Origin of the sequence: Pseudomonas sp. BF-B-30 (assembly GCF_019956305.1) — a bacterium.
Taxonomy (GTDB): domain Bacteria; phylum Pseudomonadota; class Gammaproteobacteria; order Pseudomonadales; family Pseudomonadaceae; genus Aquipseudomonas; species Aquipseudomonas jessenii.
Genome location: NZ_JAHBDG010000003.1, coordinates 67027 through 84652, shown reverse-complemented (window position 1 = coordinate 84652; position 17626 = coordinate 67027). Strand labels below are relative to the sequence as shown.

Below are 17626 nucleotides of genomic sequence, written 5' to 3'. Positions count from 1 at the left end.
ATAGGAGAAACAAAGATGAACTTCGTAAAACTTCAGTTCAGCGATGGCCGTTCCGATGTTGAAGGTATCGATAGCGTCAACGCTGTATTGCGTAGCGTAGGTGTGCGCGCCAGCACTGTCTCGATACCCGAAGAAGCCAAGCCGATTCTCAAAGCATCGCTGATTGACGCCATCAACGAAGAAGATCAAAACAAGCTGCTTTCGATATTCAGTCTCAACCGTGCTGAACTGCTGGAGCAAATCCACCTCGCAGGCCGTACTCCTGAGGTGCACCGTGGTGGTTACCTGGGTACCCGCGAGGGAGATACAGCGCCCTATCCAAAAGTTTACGACATGAAAGCCATGACCCCAGAGATGCGGACTTGGGCTCTGAATCGTTATGGTCGTCTTCATGTAAACACTTCGGACAATGGCGCGGGCATTGATGAGGTGATGACGGTGGTATCCGGTGGTGCTTTCACCTGGATGTTTGTACTGCCGGATGGCGTCCTTGCGCGCTTGACCGTGCATGAGATCAATCCTGAAGGGCCTGCGGTGCGCCTCAGCTATCCAGGCTTTGGCATGCACGCCGGCTACATGGATCCGCACCAGGGCGTAATTGTGGCTTATGCCCATGGGCCGGAAAGCTTCACTATTCGCTTCGATGAATCAAGCGTGCCGCATGCCGAGTTGCTCGATACCAATCCTTGGGTCGACTTCTCGGGTGAAGTGCCTCAACTGTTTTCCAAGATCAGCTAAGTCGTCGAGCTTGGCGCACGCATCGTGGAGAGCCCCCATCTAAAGATCGGAAATTTGGATGGGGACTCAAGTCAGTGATTCCGACAGGAGGATCGTTATGCGCAGTTTTTCAATTCAACGTATAGACCATGTTGTTTTACGGGTACAGGACATCGAGCACAGCCTGGCTTTCTACACATCTGTACTTGGATGTGATGTCAAAAAGCGCCGTGACGACCTTGGCATGATTCATCTGAGCGCAGGGACATCCATGATTGACCTGGTTGATGTGAACGGGCCGATCGGTCGTCAGGGTGGTCAGCCGCCGGGTAAGCAAAGACACAACGTCGATCACTTTTGCCTTCGGGTTGAGCCGTTTGATGAACAAGCCATTCTCCGCCACTTGGCTGATGCCGGTGTATCTGCTGAAAAGGCAGTGATGCGCTATGGAGCAGAGGGAACAGGCTTGTCGATTTATCTGAATGACCCTGATGATAATCAAATCGAGTTGAAAGGCCCTGCTCTGCAATCCTGATGAAATTCGTCAGGTAGACGGGCAAGTAACTATCGAGTTAGTCGTGATGGAGCACAGCTTGGCTGCTCTGGTTTGACGTCAGCCTGGCTGAGAGCACTTGAAGACTGCCTCGCGCAACCAGCGATGTGCGGCGTCACCCTCTTTCCTGGAATGCCAGGCCTGCTGATAGGCAAATCGGGGGATATCAATGGGCGGTTCGAATTGCCGTAGCGATTTGTGGTTTCGCATCGGGCCTACCGCGCGACTGGCAACCGTAAGAATCAAATCGGTACCAGCAAGCACTTCGACCGCAGCGCTCCAGTGTGGCAAAGCCAAGGCAATGTGACGCTTTAAGCCTCGGGCGGCCAACGCTTGCTCGATTTCGTCATTCGCGTCAGGGCGAAGCGCGAGCATTACATGTGGGCGAGATAGCCAATCGTTCAGTGAAAGACCGCCCTGCTCGGGCAACACTTTTTTATCAGCAAGACTGATGAACCCTTCGGAAAAGAGATCTTGAAGCGCAATGGCATCCGGAACCTCGGGAAAGATACCCAGTGCAAGGTCGAGTTCGCCATCCAAAAGCTGAGAAATCATCATTTCTCGACTTGCCTGGCTGATAGCCAAATCAATACCTGGAGCTTCTTGACGAACCTTCTGGGTAAGCCGAGGTAGAAGGATTCGCGCTGCATAGTCCGATAGCGACAATCTGAAACGGCCCTTTGCCGTTGATGGCTCAAATGACGGAGCGCCCAACAGCGAGTTCAAGTTGCCCAAAGCATCCTGAAGCGGCTGAGCCAGAGCTTGTGCCCTCGCCGTTAAAACCATGGACCCGTTTCGCCGTATGAGCAAAGGGTCATCGAAATGGGCTCTGAGCAAGCCGAGCGCGTGGCTGACTGCTGGCTGGCTTTTATGCAGCCGTACTGATGCTCGCGTGACGTGCTTCTCGGCCAATAACGCATGAAGCGTTACCAGCATGTTGAGGTCAATCCTGCGCAGTTCATCCATAGAATGAATACTCGAGTCGCAAAGTAGTGGTTTTCATCAATTTACCACATGAACTGTTACCCCCGCCGAGCGCTGATCGGCATGTTTAACGGAGAACTTTATGCTAGGCAAAACAGCCCTTTATCTTTTTCTACCCTTACTGACAGCCTTCATGGCAGGCACGCTGATTCCGGTACAAGCCGCTAGCGGCGCCACGCTGGGACGCATGCTTGGCCACCCTTTATGGGGAGCCGCTGTCGCGCTCAGCATCGGCGTCGTTGCGATATTGGTAGTTGTCATCCTTATGCGCTTGCCCGTGCCTGACTTCCAAAGTGCAGTAAGCGGCCCGTGGTGGATGTGGATCGGTGGTGTGACAGGGGCCATTTACGTGGCTACTTCCTTAGCGCTACTTCCAAGAGTCGGAGCGAGCGGTTTCCTCCTGTGTGTAATAGCCGGTCAGATGATTGCAGCGATGCTACTCGACCACTTTGGCCTGCTCGGATTGACGGAAAAGCCAGCAAGTTTTGGGCGCTTTTTGGGTGTGGGAATCATGCTGCTTGGTCTCGTCGTAGCACAGTTCAACAGTCCTGGTGTTTCACAGACTGTGTCGAAGGACAAAGAAGTGCTGACAGAGCAAGCGTCGAATAGAAATACGTCGAATTAACAAGGATACAAGGGGTATCGCTTGAGTCGACTGGCGGCTGTACATCCAGCTAATCGAAGTGGCCTGCTCCTGGCGTCCGCTTTGGCCGTTTTCTGCCGGTGCTGACCGGCAGCTATGGGTCGGATAGCGACCTCGCACCCTGACTGATCCACCCTTGTCCTCCCTCAACGTGGAGGACAAGCCATGAACACTTTTGCTACACACAGCCATCAGCCTTGGAACAAGGGAAAGCTTGTCGGGCAGAAGCCCCGCTCCGAGTCAGAGATATCTGGGCCATCCGGGTCAGACTCCAGCTCGCGGAGAAGATACGGGATCTGGCGCTCTTCAACTTGGCCATCGACAGCAAGCTGCGGGCCTGTGACTTAACCAAGCTGCGAGTCCGAGACATAGCCCATGGGGAACATGCATTGTCACGGGCCATCGTAATGCAGCAGAAAACCAACCATCCAGTGCAATTTGAAATCACTGAGCAAACACGAACGGATCTGGAGGCTTGGATGCATCAGGCCCGCCTCCGCAGCGAGGACTTCTTGTTTCCGACCCGGTTGCACGGCTCAGACCATCTCTCCACCAGGCAATACGCTCGAATAGTCAAAGCGTGGGTGACAGCCATTGGCCTTGACCCCACCATGTACGCTACTCACACGCTCCGGCGAACCAAGGCATCGCTGATCTATCGCAGGACGAAGAACCTGAGAGCTGTGCAACTCCTGCTTGGTCATACGAAGCTTGAAAGCACTGTCAGATACCTGGGAATCGAGGTCGATGATGCCTTGGAAATGGCGGAACAAACGGAAGTTTGACCACTAACCGCGACGGTCGATACTAGACCGTCTGTGTCCGGCCAGAAGCGAAATTTCAAGGCATCCCTATAACCGTCGGTAATCTAGGTTGATATGGGCGATGAATCAAACAGAACGGAAAATTGCGGAACAAATAATCCGCGATTCAATTTGATAGGCGATTCCAGTTGCGAACCCTCATCCTTTACAGTGCTTCACAAACTGGTTTCGTCCAAGTGCCTTGGCGCTATACAGCGCCTGATCTGCGGCTTCGATTAAACCTTGCAGTTGGTCCAATCGGGAGCCAGCGGCAGCGGCAATTCCTATACTTACACTCACTCGACCCAATGGGCTGGCTTCGTGGGAAATGCTCTCTTGTTTCAACCGGCCCAGGATTAGTTGCGCCACAACCTCCGCACCATCAATGTCCGTATTTGGCATGATTACGCCCATCTCTTCACCACCATACCGCGCCACTAGATCCGATGGTCGGCGTACGCACTCCTCCACGACCTTACCAACGCTCTGCAGACAGAAATCGCCGGCAACATGCCCATGGGAATCGTTGAACAACTTGAAATAGTCGATATCAATCATCAGTAGTGCCAAAGACGTCCCCTCCCGCTGTGCTCGTCGCGCCTCCATGGCCAATGTCACATCAAAGTAGCGCCGATTCGCCAAACCGGTTAGGGCATCTTTCATCGCCAGTAGCTCCAGTTGCCGATTCGATGAGAGCAATTGCTGCTGAGTGCCCCTCAACTGACCTTCTACCTTGGTTCGCCGACGGATATCCAGGATCAAAAACCAACCGATGAGGCCGGTGAGGCCCAGCAGACCAGTCACCACTACTGCCGACAGCAGTGCCTCCATTCGCCACGCAGCAAGCGCTTCACGCTTCCCAAGAGCGACGGTAGTTATCAGCGGCAGCTTGTCACTCTTTCGGAACGCATAGAGCCGCTCCACGCCGTCTAGGCTAGAGGTAAACGACGCAGTGCCGACAGATCGGTCCACTAGATGTTTCGCATAGATCGGCGACTTCGAAAAGTTGCGCCCCATGTCCTGCTCGCGGAAGGGATAGCGAACTAGCAACGTACCATCGGTATAGGACAACCCGATGGCCCCCTCCTGCCCTACGTCGATCTTTCCAAACAGCCGTAGGAAGTTTTCTATCCCCAAAGTTACCGCCACCACCCCGGCAAACTCTCCGCGAGCATCATTGAAGCGCCGGCTGACGGTGATCACCCACTCCTGATTGGAGCGGCTTTGGATTGGCGGACCGATAAAGGTCTCACGGGATGGATCGTCGCGATGATGAATGAAATAGGCACGATCACTGCTGTTCGCCCCGGCCGGAATCGGCCGATTGGAGGACATCAACCAGCGTCCCTGATTGTCGTAGATGGTGATACCACTGAGCTGTGGCATCAGGGGCTGCTGGCGATTGACCAGCGTACTTAACCGCTGGATCTGTATGGGGCCACTACCTTCAGTTTCCAGGCGTTCGACAAGCCCGAGCAAGAGCAAGGAGCTTTGGCGAACAATGCCTTCGGAGTAGGTAGCGAGCGCCTGGGTAAGGTTTAACCCGTGGACGTTCACATCCTCCAGCGCTCGATCTCGGGAGGCCAGTACCTTCCAGACAGTCAGTGACGCCAAGGAACAGCCGATAACCAATAGCAAAAGCACAACCAGGTGGGTATCACGCTTCACGTCACTACCTTATGGAAAGTCCAGTTTTCCGTTCCAGCTACTATTGGACCAAGGCCACAACGGCAGCTGCTTGTCCTCGTCTTGAATAAGGATACAAGTAGTTACGCATAATCCCAACTGCTGACAGAGCACAACGAACTGACGGCAGACGCCTCGGATGGCTTTACTGTTGTCTTTTCGGAAGTTGGCGATGGTCTTGAAATCGGTTGCCAAACGCCCGGTCAGCCACATTAGCTCGACGTTGCGTTGGGCCTCTCGCTCCAGGCGCCGACTCGACTGGATGCGGTTGAGATAGCCGTAGATGTAGATTTTTAGCAAGATCGCGGGGTGGCAAGCAGGCCTGCCAGTATCGGCTGGAATGGCACCTTCAAAACCCAGATTGACCAGGTCGAGTTCGTCGACAAAGACATCGACTACGCGCACCGGATTGGTATCGCTGACGTAGTCGTCGAGGCTCTCGGGAAGTAAGGTGCCTTGGCCTCGATGCTCACCTTGGATAAAGCGCTTCATGGGCGATCCCTGCGATGAAATCCTCAGAAATCATAGCAAGGGTTCGCGGAGGCGTTTTTACACACTCTGGGCCGGAAGCGTGTTGGCGCCGACGCAGAATTGACCCAGTTACCGAGATGTCACTGACCCAGCCTGATTCCTCGCGAACCAATACCTGTGCTGGATTTGTGCGGATTTGAAGATGGGTCAGTCTTGCGTCGGCACGTGGGGCAATTCGGCATCGGCGTCAACACTGGTGCGATTGCTTCTAGATCGCTAGCGGCTGGGGGAACCCGTGGAGCATCAGGACGGCATCGCCATCCCCCGCTGTAAAGCATACGATCTCAGTGCTGCTTCATCGTGAAAGCCTTTAAACATCGAACCTAAGCTCCGCAATACCCCAGGGGCTTTGTTGGCGTTGAGTCTATCGGCGAGACAAAGGACGACCCGAGCGGCGGCAAAAACTGAGTGCAACACCTGACCGCTTCGGTAGGGTGTTGCCATGTATTATCACGAACTCAGCGTTGAAGAGCGCGTCACGATCCAGATCGGCCAACTGCACGACATGAGCCAGAGCGAGATCGTCCGTCTGTTGAACTTTGGCCCCGACTGGCGGGGCTTTCGTTAACCTGGGCGACATATCCTATTGGTTTGCCTTGTGGTTCGCTTCTTCGCGCCAGTTGCTTTCAGCGCTAGCCTTGGTGGAACCACGAACATCTATTAGGCCACCGCGAAATTCCGCATACGCACTGTATGACTTCCCATCCTTAACTACCCAACCCTGGATCTGCTCACCGTCAATCATGATTGAAAACTCAACTGCTGCGCTCATAGCCTACGGCCTCATGTGGTTACTGATGAGGCCAGCATGCCGTCACGACAGTGAGCAATGAGCTATTCCTCGAACTTCAGGCTTGGAATATTCCGGTGGTTCTGAGTCGATTGCGGTCCCACGCTCTATCAACAGCAGCTGGGAATTCATCAGATAAAATCCACAGGTCCCGATCGTCACAGCGGCGACAATCCCCATTGGGGAAACGCCAAGAATCGTTCTTCGCCACATACACGGGGTGCGCACCGTAGATATTCAGATGTTCAGCAGCCCCATGGGCACGCTCGGCGATGACGTAACGAACTCCGTCGACCAAGGCAGGCAATCGCGAGAAATCCCGCAACAAGTCCTCAGAATTCAGAGTGTCCATAGAGGATAAATTCCTACAGGTTTACGTTGATCGCGAACACCAGGACAGGCTCAGAGCCAAAGTGCGGGTGAGTGATAGTAGTCACGCGATATCCGCGCCATGGAAGAGACAATCGCCGGGTTTGATCACCACGCGCTGGGTAGCCCTTGGTCAGCTCGATGCGTTCATAGCTTCGGCCTTCCAAGCGCTTACGCCAATACGGCGTTAGCAGGCGAAATTCTTCAGGCTTGGTGCCCGCCTTGATCGCGTCGAAGTATTCGCCCTTGAGGGCCAGTGTCCGCGTAGCCAAGTGTGGATAGTTGATTAACGATTAAAAGTGGACCTTCGGAAAGGCTCGCGAAAATGGACAGCAGCGTGCTAGCGCAATCCATCGTGCTTGGCTTTACACAGATCGTCATTAGCGTGAACGTCAACGCCCTGATTGCCGTCATGGCTGGCTCCATTTCGACATTCCTCGCAAGCAGGCCCGTGTGGCAGATCGTGCAGTGCTGACTGATGGGGACAGTTCTCGCGGGCTTGGCCATGCGCATGGCCGTCGAAGAGCGACGCTAAACCGGGCTGTTTGCGGTTAGCGCATCGGGCGCGCTAGAAAAAGATCCGCGCGGGTTTGCGAAAGCCACGCACTGGAGGATCGTCGCAAGTTCACCTTGCCCTCCTCCGGGATAAGCTATCAGGTGGGCAACGACGCCGTGGGAGAGCGCTCGTTCACCACCAGCGGTGCGAAGGTGTTCGTCATGGATTAAGCCAGGGCAACAGCGATGCAATCAGTGCGATCCGAATCGAATTGCCCTCTTTGGCTGTGAATTCTCAATACTGGTATCCAGCTTTTCTTCATACGCTGGATCGGGATGGGATGAGGACGACTAAATCTGTATCACCTATGTCGACACCAGCCTGTGAAAGCAGCGTAGTAACCTGGCCACGGTGATGGGTCTGATGGTTGAAGAAATGCATCACCAGGCCGTAAAAATCCTTGTCGGACACTACACCCTTCAAGCTGGCGTAATGGAGGGTATGGTCTAGATCGGACTCTGTAATAGAGTTAGCCCATTCGACGATTATCTGATCAAGCCGCTCTCGATATACTGAGAGTTCTCGAATAGTAGAGAACAACGCTTGGTCAAGGTTTTTCGGATCAGAAAGTCGCCTGACCGGCTCCAATGCCGAGTGGTTCGCTGGATGTTTGGCGAATCGCTTTAGCCACACAGTGTCTCCGGCTGCCACGTGGTTTAGCGTCCCGAGAATCGACCTGAAGAACGCTTTTCTATCAGCTGAGAGCTCATCATCGGACAAGCACCTGGCCGCTCCATATATCTTTTCGTTCATCCATTTGTTATAGGTCGCCATCAGGCAGATATGGCCGGTACGGCTCATTTGCTCATCCTTTGAGTGGGTATTTGATAAGCGCTCCACGCTCCACGTTCATCGCAAAACCCAGTCTATTGCACGGTGACCCGTACGCAGTAGAGATCGTTATTGTTCCGATACTCACGGTTCACCCCCTAAGAGGCAACCTTCGACATTTTCTATGGATAGGGCTTCGAGAAGCACCTGCTCCAGGATGGCAAAAAAACATTTGATGTGGGCCTGCTTTAATGCCTGAGGCCGAGTCACCAGATAGACCTCCATATCTGGAAGGTGGAGATCCGGGAACAACCCGATCAGATCCTTCGCCAATATACGGGGCAGTACGGCCACCCCCATACCTCGCCTCACCGATTCGAGCTGCACGGCGAACGAGTTCACGCTGATCTGCGCGCGGTCCAGACCACCGGCCTTTGCCGCACGCATTTGCGGCAACATGTCCAGTGGGGGAAGCAAGGCAATATTGACCGCAGTGGCCGGGGTCACCCCCGGAAACCGCTTCAGATAACCTGCATCAGCGAAGACACCGTAGGCGAGCCGGCCTATTGGTCGATAAATCAGCGACGGCTCACCCAGATGAGCTGTACGCACAGCAATGTCTGCCACGCCGCGGACGATCTTGTGAAAGTCGGCTGTTACCATCAGCTCCACCGAGCAACGCGGGTGCAGAGAAGTGAAGCGACTCGCGGCCTCCAGCACACAAGACGAGAACCCCTCTCCTGCACTGACCAGGACACTGCCAGATAGCTCTGTGTGCAGCTCGGATATGCCAGCAGCGGTTTGACGCCTCAAGCCAGCTTCCGCAGCCAGGGCAACTTCCACGAGGGATTGGCCCCGCGAGGTCAACCAACATCCTTCAACGCCGCGCTCGACGAGTGGCTCGCCCAGTGCGACCTCAAGTTGGGTCAGGCGGCGGGACACGGTAGACGCCGCGATACCCAGCAACTGGCCAGCTTGAAGGAAGCTGCCACGCCGCGAGACTGCCAACAGCAGACGAAGATCGTCCCAATTTGCTTGCAACGCCATGCGTCCTGTCCTCCCTGGTCTGCATATGTGCAAATCCATTATGCAGTAGTCGCTGTTTTTCGGCAGAGGCCTCAAAGGTATATCTACAGGCCCTCGAAACGAATGGAATGGATTGTATGACTACTGGCCCCAACGACTATGCGGAGCGCGCCTCAAGAGCCTTCAATCGCCGTGATGTGGAGGCGATGCTTGCGTTGGTTTGCGAAGACTTCATCTACCTCGATGGTATGGGGATTCAAACCGGTCGCGAATCCATGCGCAAACGAGAGACTGCGCTGTTCGAAGCGTTCCCTGATGCCCAAGTGACCTTCACCCCATTCATGGTCGCTGACGATCTTTTGGCGCTGACTGCCTTACTGACCGGCACCTTCGCCGCACCCTTGGTGCTGCCAGGCCGGGTGATTCCACCCCATGGACGCCATATTACCGTGCACTACGCCGCACACTTCACCTTCAGAAACGGGCTGGCCATCCGTGAAGAGGCCTTCTTCGACAGTGCGGTGTCGATGCCGTTAGCCGAACAGGGTGAGGGTTGAGCCATGCGTAGCGCATTTGTTACTGGAGCAACCGGCTTGCTGGGCAACAACCTGGTGCGTGAATTGGTCGCTCGTGGCTACACGGTCAAAGGCCTGGTCCGCTCAAGAGCCAAAGGTGAACAGCAGTTCAACAATCTGCCGGGGGTGGAGCTGGTCGTTGGTGACATGGCCAATGTCGACGGATTCGCAGCATCGCTGCAAGGCTGCGATACGGTGTTTCACACCGCGGCGTTCTTTCGCGATAACTACAAGGGCGGCAGCCACTGGAAAGAACTTGAAAAGATCAATGTGTCTGGTACGCGGCGCCTGCTTAACCAGGCCTACCGCGCCGGTATACGACGGTTCGTCCATACGTCTTCCATTGCTGTGCTCGACGGCGCACCTGGTATGTCCATCGATGAGACATGTCTGCGGGACGACGCCGACGCGGATGACTATTACCGCAGCAAGATCCTCGCCGACCGTGTCATCTTGTCGTTCCTGGAAGCACATCCCGAGATGCATGCCTGCATGGTCCTGCCCGGTTGGATGTGGGGTCCTGCCGACATTGGCCCGACCTCCTCCGGACAATTGGTCAACGATGTCGTGAACGGCAAGTTGCCCGGGCTGATCCCTGGCACCTTCTCCGTTGTCGATGCCCGTGATGTGGCAGGGGCGCTGATTGCTGCCGCCAAACAGGGCCGACGAGGTGAGCGCTATCTCGCGGCGGGCCGGCATATGACGATGCGTCAGCTGGTCCCTGTTCTAGGACGTATCGCTGGCGTCAAGACACCCGTTCGACAACTACCGCTGCCCTTTCTATACACCTTGGCGACTGTGCAGGAGATCTATGCGCGCCTGACCGGCAAGCCCATTCTGTTGAGCATGGCCACGTTGCGTCTGTTGATACGAGAGGAGTACCGCACCTGCTTCAACCACCGCAAGAGTGAACAGGAGCTTGGCCTGAGTTTCCGGGCGCTAGAGCTGACAATCACTGACACCGTGGCGTGGTACCGCGATCACGGCTGGTTTGAAAAGCACAGTGCGCGCGCCTCGAAGAAAAAAAGCTCATCGGCCATGGTCGACAACTGACTTTCGCAGACGGGATTACCGTCTAGTCCCAAAGCCGATAATCTCGAGCCTCATTGTGCGGTTTTATGCGGGTACGCGAGGCGTACCTTGAGCTCCCGAAACCGCACTTGCTGGTCATTTACCACACACCAGAACAAGGACGTAAAATGGTGAACAGGGAAATCATCCTGATGCGTCACGGCCAGCCAAAACTCGCCGCAACCGACAAGATCTCAGCGCTCGAGATGAAAGACTGGATCGAGCAATACGACCGATCGGAAATTACCCACCACCCGGTCCCGCATGCCAGTATGCAACTCGCCGCAACCGCCACGGTGATTGTTTCAAGCAGCGCGCCTCGTGCGCTGACCTCCGTCCAAGCGCTCGGCCTGAAGCCTGCACTGGTCGACGCACTTTTCTGCGAAGCACAACTGCCTTGTGGTCATTGGAAACTGCCACGGCTATCGCCGTTTAACTGGGCATTTATCCTTCGAGTCTTATGGCTGTGCGGTTACTCACGCAACGTCGAATCCGCCGGCACTGCGAGGATCCGCGCCAGCACCGCAGCCAAACGATTGCAGTCCCTTGCCAGCGATGGACCGGTTCTGCTGCTCGGTCATGGCTTTATGAATCGAATGATCGCCAATCAACTGGTAGCCGACGGATGGGCTCGCCAAAAAGGTAACGGCAGCCAGTATTGGAGTGCGACCGTGTATCAGTACGGCGGTGTGTAATAGGCGGCAGATGGTCGGCGAACTTGGCCATCATGACGTGGGCTAGCAGACCCGCTGTCGGGAGGCCCTTGTCGATGACGTGCGCCGGTACCGGCGCTTGGATATCGTAAGGGGCAGCGCGGTCGTTAGTGTTCATTGATAATCGGCACGCTGCAGCTGCATTAAGGGACGATTCATTCAAGGGAGAGAAGTCGTGTCAGCCACATCTGGGAACAGCAACATTTTTCGACTGGCAACCGCCCAGGCATTGGCGGGTGGTAACTCAGTCATCGTCTATGCAACCGGCGCTATCGTGGGAGACATGCTTGCACCGGATAAAGCATTGGCGACGCTGCCTATCTCCATTTTTGTCGTGGGCATGGCGAGCTGCACGCTACCTGCCGGTGCCATTGCGCAGCGCTATGGGCGCAGTCTCGTGTTTATGCTGGGAGCGTTGTGCGGCATCCTGATGGGAGTGCTGGCTGCGATTGGCATTTATTTGTCTTCCTTCTTCATTTTCTGTACTGCGATGCTATTTGGTGGCGCTTATGCCGCTGTGGTGCTGACGTTTCGTTTCGCCGCCGCAGAATGCGTTCCAGAAAACAGGCAGCCCTGGGCGCTTTCAATCGTCATGGCTGCCGGGCTAGTGGCGGGTGTGCTTGGTCCACAGACGGTCACCTATACGATGGACCTGTGGGAGTCCCACCTGTTTATCGCTACTTACGTTGCAGCCGCATTAATGGCAGTGGTTTCGGCGGCGGTGCTGCTAGGTGTCGATTTGCCACGCCATGAGGCAGCTGTTCGTACTCCAGGTCGCCCACTTGCGGTGATTGTTCGGCAGCCTCGACTCATCAACGCCATGCTCTGTGGCGTCATAACTTACACCTTGATGAATTTCCTGATGACTTCGGCCCCACTGGCAATGAAGCATGAGGATCTTTCACTGGAATCATCGAACCTGGCATTGCAGTGGCACGTAATTGCAATGTACGCACCCAGTTTTTTCACTGGAAATCTGATCCGCCGTTTTGGAGCAAACCGCGTTGTGTTGATGGGGTTGATGCTAACCGGCGCGTCTATTGCTGTCGGGCTTGCCGGTGTGCAGTCCTACCACTTTTATCTATGTTTGGTGCTTCTAGGGATTGGTTGGAATTTCGGTTTTGTCGGCGCCTCTGCACTCGTCCTTCAGAGCCATAAAACAAGCGAAAGAAACAGTGTCCAGGCGCTCAATGATTTCATTGTCTTTGGCGCCGTGGTGCTCGGCTCGTTTGCATCGGGAGGTATATTGAATCGATACGGTTGGACCGTTATCTGTGCGCTTGCCTTTGTACCTGTGCTGGTTGCTATAGCGACGTTGATGTTGAGCGAGCATCGCGTCAGGTATTCAACTAAGGAACGCACAAGCTAGTTCCGCGGGACTGGCTTAGCCTCCAGGGCTCACATGGGGCACTACAACTGACCGAGCCCCGGGGCATCCTTAGCGATGGCGTCAGAAAGGCGTGTTTGCCGAACGCTCCCCTCAATCGTCCGAAAAACTGGTCATGTACCCCTGTGAGTGATTGGTCAGCTGGGTGCATTGGGAAATGCCGCCCTATCCACTAGGCTTGCTTGCTTATTCGCTGTTTCAGTTTGACCCGTATTGACAGGACGAATCTTGAACCAGATGGAGTACATCGCTGGCAGGAACACCAGCGTCATGATGGTGCCGACGAACGTGCCTCCGATAAGGGTGTAGGCCAGCGTCCCCCAGAAGACGGAGTGTGTCAGGGGAATGAACGCCAGGATTGCCGCCATCGCAGTCAGTAGTACCGGGCGGGCACGTTGTACCGTGGCTTCGACCACTGCGTGAAACGGGTCCAGCCCTTCTTGAATGTTGTGATGGATTTGCCCAATCAGAATCAGCGTATTGCGCATCAGAATGCCCGAAAGGGCGATTAAACCGACCAGTGCGTTAATCCCAAATGGCTGCTGGAAAATGAGCAGTGTCGGCACTACGCCAATCAACCCCAGCGGCGAGGTGAAGAACACCATGATCATCGCCGAGATCGAACGGACCTGCAGAATGATGACCAGCAGCGTCATGGCAATCATGATCGGGAACAACGGCAACATCGCTTTACCGGCCTTGCCCGACTCCTCGATTGCACCCGCCTGCTCAATCCGGTATCCGCCAGGCAGCTTGTCGATGACTGGTTGCAGCTCCTTCATGATCGCGCTCGAGACGTCCGGTGGCTGCAAACCTTCGGCAATGTCACCGCGCACTGTGATGGTCGGCGTGCGGTCACGACGTCGGAGGATCGGATCCTCCATACGCACATCGACCTCTCCTACCTGGGACAACGGAATCCGCTGACCCGCCGCGCCCACCAGCGTAAAGCCTTCTATCTTGGCGGGATCGAGCCGGATATCACCCGCTGCGCGACCAACCACCTGCACCGAACGAATGTCCTCACGAACCGCGGTGATCGGCACTCCGGCCAGCAGGAACTGCAGTTGCTGCGCGACTGAGTTTGACGTCAATCCCACCGCCTCCAAGCGATCCTGATCCAGAGCGAAATGCAGCGTCAGCGTCAGCGGTCCCCAATCGGTGTTGACGGTTCTCATCATCGGGCTCGACTGCAACACGTCCTGTACCTGGCCCGCAATCTCGCGCAACGTTGACGGATCAGGCCCCATCACCCGGTAGGCAACAGGGAATGGCGAGTACGGCCCAAAAACAAGCTGAGTCACCCTGACCCGCGCTTCTGGGGCAAGCCCCTCAGCAGCTGCCTCGCGGATACGGAACTTGAGGGCCTCACGCTCCTCCTGACTGTCCGTCAGCACCACAATCTTTGCGAACGACGGATCAGGGAGTTCCGGCGCCATCGCCAGATAGAAACGCGGCGCGCCTTGCCCGATATAGGCCGTGACGATTTTTGCCTCACCCTGCTTTTGCAGCCAGGCCTCTATCTTGGCAGTGGTGGCGCTGGTCTGCTCAATGGAGGTCCCATAAGGCATTTGCACTTCAATCAATACCTCGGGACGGTCCGAGGTAGGGAAGAACTGCTTCTTGACCAGGCTCATGCCGAGGATCGCCACGACAAACGAAGCGATGACAGTGCCGGCGACCAGCCATTTGCGAGCGATGACCCGCGTCAAAATCCGGCGGAAGCGGTTGTAGTTAGGGGTGCTGTAGATGGCCGCGTGACCCCCCTCTACCTTCTTGATGTTCGGCAACATCTTCACCCCCAGGTACGGGGTAAAAGCGACTGCAACCACCCAGGAGGCGATCAGGGCAATGCCCACGATCCAGAACATGTTGCTGGTGTATTCGCCGGCGGTCGATTGCGCGAAGCCGTTGGGCATAAAGCCGATAGCGGTCACCAGCGTACCGGAGAGCATCGGCGCGGCCGTATGACTCCAGGCGTACGCGGAAGCTTTGATGCGGTCGTAACCCTCTTCCATTTTCACCACCATCATTTCGATAGCAATGATGGCGTCGTCCACCAGCAGTCCAAGCGCCAGAATCAACGAGCCAAGGGTAATACGGTCAAAGTTCTTTCCGGTGGCCGCCATCACCACAAACACCACGGCCAACGTCAACGGCACAGCCGCAGCGACCACAACACCGACACGCCAGCCCATGCTGAGAAAGCAGACAAGCATTACCACAAGCAGCGCGACGAAGAACTTGACCATAAACTCGCCGACGGCCGAATCGATATTTACAGATTGATCGGTGACTTTGGAGAGCGTCATACCCAGCGGCATGCCTTCATTTATTTTGACTGTCTCCGCGTCCAACGCCTTGCCAAGGTCAAGACCGTTCCAGCCCTCACGCATCACGATCCCCAGCAACAAGGCCTCTTCACCGTTGTTACGCACGAGAAAGGTTGCTGGATCTTCATAACCACGTTCGATCGTCGCCACGTCAGAGAGTTTTAGCGTGCGCCCCTGGACCGCAATGGGTGTGTCACGAATCTTCTGCACCTTATCGAAGGCACCATCTAGCCGCAGGAAGACCTGAGGCCCATTGGTCTCGATGGAACCGGCGGGCGTGAGCACGTTTTGGTTATTCAGCGCGGCAAAGATGTCCTGAGGAGAGATGCCCAAGGTGGCCAACCGATCATGGGAAAAGGAAACAAAGATACGTTCGGGCTGCTCCCCAATGATGTTGACCTTCTTCACGCCCGGCACATGCAACAGTTGTTGGCGCAACGACTCTGCATCCCGCACCAACAGTCGCTGCGGCTCGCCTTTGGCTTTCAGGGCGAAAAGCGCAAATGTCACGTCCGAAAACTCGTCGTTGACCATTGGGCCGATGACACCCGCCGGCAGCTTCCGGGCCTCATCGTCGAGCTTTTTACGCGCTTGATAGAACTCCTCCTGCACTTGCGAGGGCGGCGTGCTATCGAGCAGTGACACCATCGTGAAAGCCAGCCCAGGACGGGTGTAGGTCTCCGTGCGGTCGTACCATTTCAGTTCTTGCAGGCGTTTTTCAAGTGGCTCTGCTACCTGATCCTGCATCTCCTGCGCCGTGGCGCCCGGCCACGCGGTAATGACCGTCAACTGCTTGACCGTAAACGGAGGATCTTCCGCGCGCCCCAGTTGAAAGAACGACAAGATGCCCGCAACGGCAATCAGGAAGATCAGAAACACCGTGATGGAACGCTCACGAACGGCGATCGCGGAAAGATTGAAGCGGCCCTCGCTCATGGACGACCCCCGGCAACTTTGGCGTCATCCTGTTGAGGCAGTCTCACCTCTTCACCCTCGCGCAACAGATGCGCACCTAACGCCACGATCTGCTCGCCGACCTTGAGATCGCCTGCGACTCGCGCTGAGTCGTCGCTCAAGCCCAAGACTTGAACAGGTCGCCAAGCCACCTTCGCAGGTGCGCCGACGATGACCCACACGCCAGTGCCTTTACCCGGGTCATAAACGGCAGCAATCGGCACCTGCATCGAATTTCCCTGTGCGGCGCTTTCAGCGATCCGAAGCGTGACCGTCGAACCTATCGGTGCATTGGCCAGCGCGCCCTCAAGCACATACCGCGCCTCAAAGGTGCGCGTCATACGGTCGGCCGAGTCAGACAGCAGCCTCAGCTTCGCTGTAACTGCACCCGTGGTATTGCCATAAAGCGTCGCCTGCGCGGTGGATCCTGCTGCGGGGCGCAACGTCTCGGGCAGGTGCACGATCGCTTCGCGTTGCCCTGCCCGCGCCAGTCGAACCACGGGCTGTCCCGGGCTGACAACTTGTCCGGGCTCGGCGAGCGTCTCCACCACCACGCCGTCGGAATCCGCAAACAGCACCGCATAACCAGAAGCATTGCGGGCTACATCAGCCTGCGCGTCTGCAGCGCTGAGCTGTGCTTTTGCCGTATCGGCTGCGGCTTTGATCTGGTCATAGGCCGATGCAGAAATAGCGCCTGCGGCAACCAGATTGCGGTATCGCGCCTCGTCATCTGCTGTCTGCTTGGCTCGGGCCCGAGCGGCTATGACCGACTCTTGCTGTGCTCGCGCCTGCAACCCCAGGTCGATTGGGTCGAGGCGCATGAGCGGCTGACCACGTTTAACGGTCTGACCGGTGTCAACCAGACGCTCAAGCACCTTTCCTGACACCCGAAAGCCAAGGTCGCCCTGAACGCGGGCAGCCACTACACCAGTGAAGGAACGCGAGACGTCGGACGAAGCCTGAACAGCAGCGGACCTCACCAAAGGGGCATTCGTGCGCGGATCTTCAGCGGTGGATGAATCACCACATGCCGTCAGGACGAGAGGCAACAAGCAAGCGGCAATGGGGAAAGGTAGAAGCCGGCGCATAGGTTCCCTTACTTAAAAATAGGACGAGCGTCATATTCTCGATCTAGTGACGATTTGTGTCAATGGTCACATCCTG

General features: G+C 55.9%; 15 protein-coding genes and 3 pseudogenes. 10 read left to right on the top strand and 8 right to left on the bottom strand.

Features of this window, described 5'->3' with window-relative positions:
* Positions 1-15 precede the first annotated feature (15 nt).
* Together KGB29_RS01950 and KGB29_RS01945 are read left to right on the top strand one after the other, a co-directional pair.
* Positions 16-738 (top strand): hypothetical protein, encoded by a 723-nt coding sequence (locus KGB29_RS01950; protein WP_223616234.1) that lies wholly within the window; start codon positions 16-18, stop codon positions 736-738.
* A gap of 97 nt (positions 739-835) precedes the next feature.
* The gene (locus KGB29_RS01945) at positions 836-1252 is read left to right on the top strand and encodes a VOC family protein (RefSeq protein ID WP_223616232.1); all 417 of its coding nucleotides are present in this window, start codon (positions 836-838) and stop codon (positions 1250-1252) included.
* 78 nt (positions 1253-1330) lie between these two features.
* Here KGB29_RS01945 and KGB29_RS01940 read toward each other — a convergent pair whose 3' ends face one another.
* Positions 1331-2236: a LysR family transcriptional regulator gene (locus KGB29_RS01940; protein WP_223616228.1), complete on the bottom strand. Its 906-nt coding sequence runs from the start codon at positions 2234-2236 to the stop codon at positions 1331-1333.
* Between the two features lie 100 nt (positions 2237-2336).
* Here KGB29_RS01940 and KGB29_RS01935 point away from each other — a divergent pair, with 100 nt between their 5' ends.
* Entirely contained in the window at positions 2337-2879 is a 543-nt protein-coding gene (locus tag KGB29_RS01935; RefSeq protein ID WP_223616226.1) for a DMT family transporter, read from the top strand.
* 183 nt (positions 2880-3062) lie between these two features.
* Positions 3063-3682: pseudogene (locus KGB29_RS01930) on the top strand (tyrosine-type recombinase/integrase).
* A gap of 177 nt (positions 3683-3859) precedes the next feature.
* On the opposite strand, the gene KGB29_RS01925 reads toward KGB29_RS01930, so the two are convergent.
* Both KGB29_RS01925 and KGB29_RS01920 read right to left on the bottom strand, forming a co-directional pair.
* The gene (locus KGB29_RS01925) at positions 3860-5368 is read right to left on the bottom strand and encodes a diguanylate cyclase (RefSeq protein ID WP_223616224.1); all 1509 of its coding nucleotides are present in this window, start codon (positions 5366-5368) and stop codon (positions 3860-3862) included.
* Between the two features lie 108 nt (positions 5369-5476).
* Positions 5477-5878: pseudogene (locus KGB29_RS01920) on the bottom strand (transposase); the annotation flags it as partial.
* Positions 5879-6359: 481 nt separating this feature from the next.
* Here KGB29_RS01920 and KGB29_RS01915 point away from each other — a divergent pair.
* Positions 6360-6485: a helix-turn-helix domain-containing protein gene (locus tag KGB29_RS01915; RefSeq protein ID WP_169721036.1), complete on the top strand. Its 126-nt coding sequence runs from the start codon at positions 6360-6362 to the stop codon at positions 6483-6485.
* A 280-nt stretch (positions 6486-6765) separates the two neighbouring features.
* Here KGB29_RS01915 and KGB29_RS01910 read toward each other — a convergent pair whose 3' ends face one another.
* Positions 6766-7059 (bottom strand): hypothetical protein, encoded by a 294-nt coding sequence (locus KGB29_RS01910; protein ID WP_223616222.1) that lies wholly within the window; start codon positions 7057-7059, stop codon positions 6766-6768.
* Positions 7060-7410: 351 nt separating this feature from the next.
* Between KGB29_RS01910 and KGB29_RS01900 the strand changes: the two are divergent.
* Positions 7411-7551, top strand: a pseudogene (locus KGB29_RS01900) (LysE family translocator); the annotation flags it as partial.
* 339 nt (positions 7552-7890) lie between these two features.
* Here KGB29_RS01900 and KGB29_RS01895 read toward each other — a convergent pair.
* On the bottom strand, positions 7891-8433 hold the full coding sequence (locus tag KGB29_RS01895) for a DinB family protein (RefSeq protein ID WP_223616218.1): 543 nt from the start codon (positions 8431-8433) through the stop codon (positions 7891-7893).
* Positions 8434-8547: 114 nt separating this feature from the next.
* Positions 8548-9450 carry a LysR family transcriptional regulator gene (locus KGB29_RS01890; RefSeq protein WP_090454532.1) on the bottom strand — a complete coding sequence of 301 codons (903 nt, stop codon included), beginning with the start codon at positions 9448-9450 and terminating at the stop codon, positions 8548-8550.
* Between the two features lie 116 nt (positions 9451-9566).
* Here KGB29_RS01890 and KGB29_RS01885 point away from each other — a divergent pair, with 116 nt between their 5' ends.
* The 4 genes from KGB29_RS01885 to KGB29_RS01870 all read left to right on the top strand — a co-directional run bounded on the left by KGB29_RS01885 (position 9567) and on the right by KGB29_RS01870 (position 13157).
* A complete protein-coding gene (locus KGB29_RS01885) occupies positions 9567-9986 on the top strand; it encodes a nuclear transport factor 2 family protein (protein ID WP_223616217.1) in 420 nt (139 codons plus the stop codon).
* Positions 9987-9989: 3 nt separating this feature from the next.
* The gene (locus tag KGB29_RS01880; RefSeq protein WP_159389642.1) at positions 9990-11057 is read left to right on the top strand and encodes an SDR family oxidoreductase; all 1068 of its coding nucleotides are present in this window, start codon (positions 9990-9992) and stop codon (positions 11055-11057) included.
* A 170-nt stretch (positions 11058-11227) separates the two neighbouring features.
* Positions 11228-11770, top strand: coding sequence for a histidine phosphatase family protein (locus KGB29_RS01875; RefSeq protein ID WP_159390385.1), 543 nt, complete (start codon positions 11228-11230; stop codon positions 11768-11770).
* Positions 11771-11963: 193 nt separating this feature from the next.
* Positions 11964-13157, top strand: a complete 1194-nt coding sequence (locus KGB29_RS01870) for an MFS transporter (protein WP_223616216.1) — start codon at positions 11964-11966, stop codon at positions 13155-13157.
* A gap of 155 nt (positions 13158-13312) precedes the next feature.
* Here the strand turns inward: KGB29_RS01870 and KGB29_RS01865 are convergent, their stop codons facing one another.
* Positions 13313-16444: an efflux RND transporter permease subunit gene (locus KGB29_RS01865; protein ID WP_223616215.1), complete on the bottom strand. Its 3132-nt coding sequence runs from the start codon at positions 16442-16444 to the stop codon at positions 13313-13315.
* Positions 16441-17550 (bottom strand): efflux RND transporter periplasmic adaptor subunit, encoded by a 1110-nt coding sequence (locus KGB29_RS01860; protein ID WP_090454524.1) that lies wholly within the window; start codon positions 17548-17550, stop codon positions 16441-16443. The genes KGB29_RS01865 and KGB29_RS01860 overlap by 4 nt, the downstream gene beginning before the upstream one ends.
* Positions 17551-17626: the final 76 nt, after the last annotated feature.

Excerpts from the sequence above, each read along its gene's own strand:
- KGB29_RS01915 (WP_169721036.1), top strand. The coding sequence starts at position 6,360 with ATGTATTATCACGAACTCAGCGTTGAAGAGCGCGTCACGATCCAGATC.
- KGB29_RS01945 (WP_223616232.1), top strand. The coding sequence starts at position 836 with ATGCGCAGTTTTTCAATTCAACGTATAGACCATGTTGTTTTACGGGTA.
- KGB29_RS01880 (WP_159389642.1), top strand. The coding sequence starts at position 9,990 with ATGCGTAGCGCATTTGTTACTGGAGCAACCGGCTTGCTGGGCAACAAC.
- KGB29_RS01895 (WP_223616218.1), bottom strand. The coding sequence starts at position 8,433 with ATGAGCCGTACCGGCCATATCTGCCTGATGGCGACCTATAACAAATGG.
- KGB29_RS01875 (WP_159390385.1), top strand. The coding sequence starts at position 11,228 with ATGCGTCACGGCCAGCCAAAACTCGCCGCAACCGACAAGATCTCAGCG.
- KGB29_RS01860 (WP_090454524.1), bottom strand. The coding sequence starts at position 17,550 with ATGCGCCGGCTTCTACCTTTCCCCATTGCCGCTTGCTTGTTGCCTCTC.
- KGB29_RS01865 (WP_223616215.1), bottom strand. The coding sequence starts at position 16,444 with ATGAGCGAGGGCCGCTTCAATCTTTCCGCGATCGCCGTTCGTGAGCGT.
- KGB29_RS01935 (WP_223616226.1), top strand. The coding sequence starts at position 2,337 with ATGCTAGGCAAAACAGCCCTTTATCTTTTTCTACCCTTACTGACAGCC.
- KGB29_RS01910 (WP_223616222.1), bottom strand. The coding sequence starts at position 7,059 with ATGGACACTCTGAATTCTGAGGACTTGTTGCGGGATTTCTCGCGATTG.
- KGB29_RS01950 (WP_223616234.1), top strand. The coding sequence starts at position 16 with ATGAACTTCGTAAAACTTCAGTTCAGCGATGGCCGTTCCGATGTTGAA.
- KGB29_RS01940 (WP_223616228.1), bottom strand. The coding sequence starts at position 2,236 with ATGGATGAACTGCGCAGGATTGACCTCAACATGCTGGTAACGCTTCAT.
- KGB29_RS01885 (WP_223616217.1), top strand. The coding sequence starts at position 9,567 with ATGACTACTGGCCCCAACGACTATGCGGAGCGCGCCTCAAGAGCCTTC.
- KGB29_RS01890 (WP_090454532.1), bottom strand. The coding sequence starts at position 9,450 with ATGGCGTTGCAAGCAAATTGGGACGATCTTCGTCTGCTGTTGGCAGTC.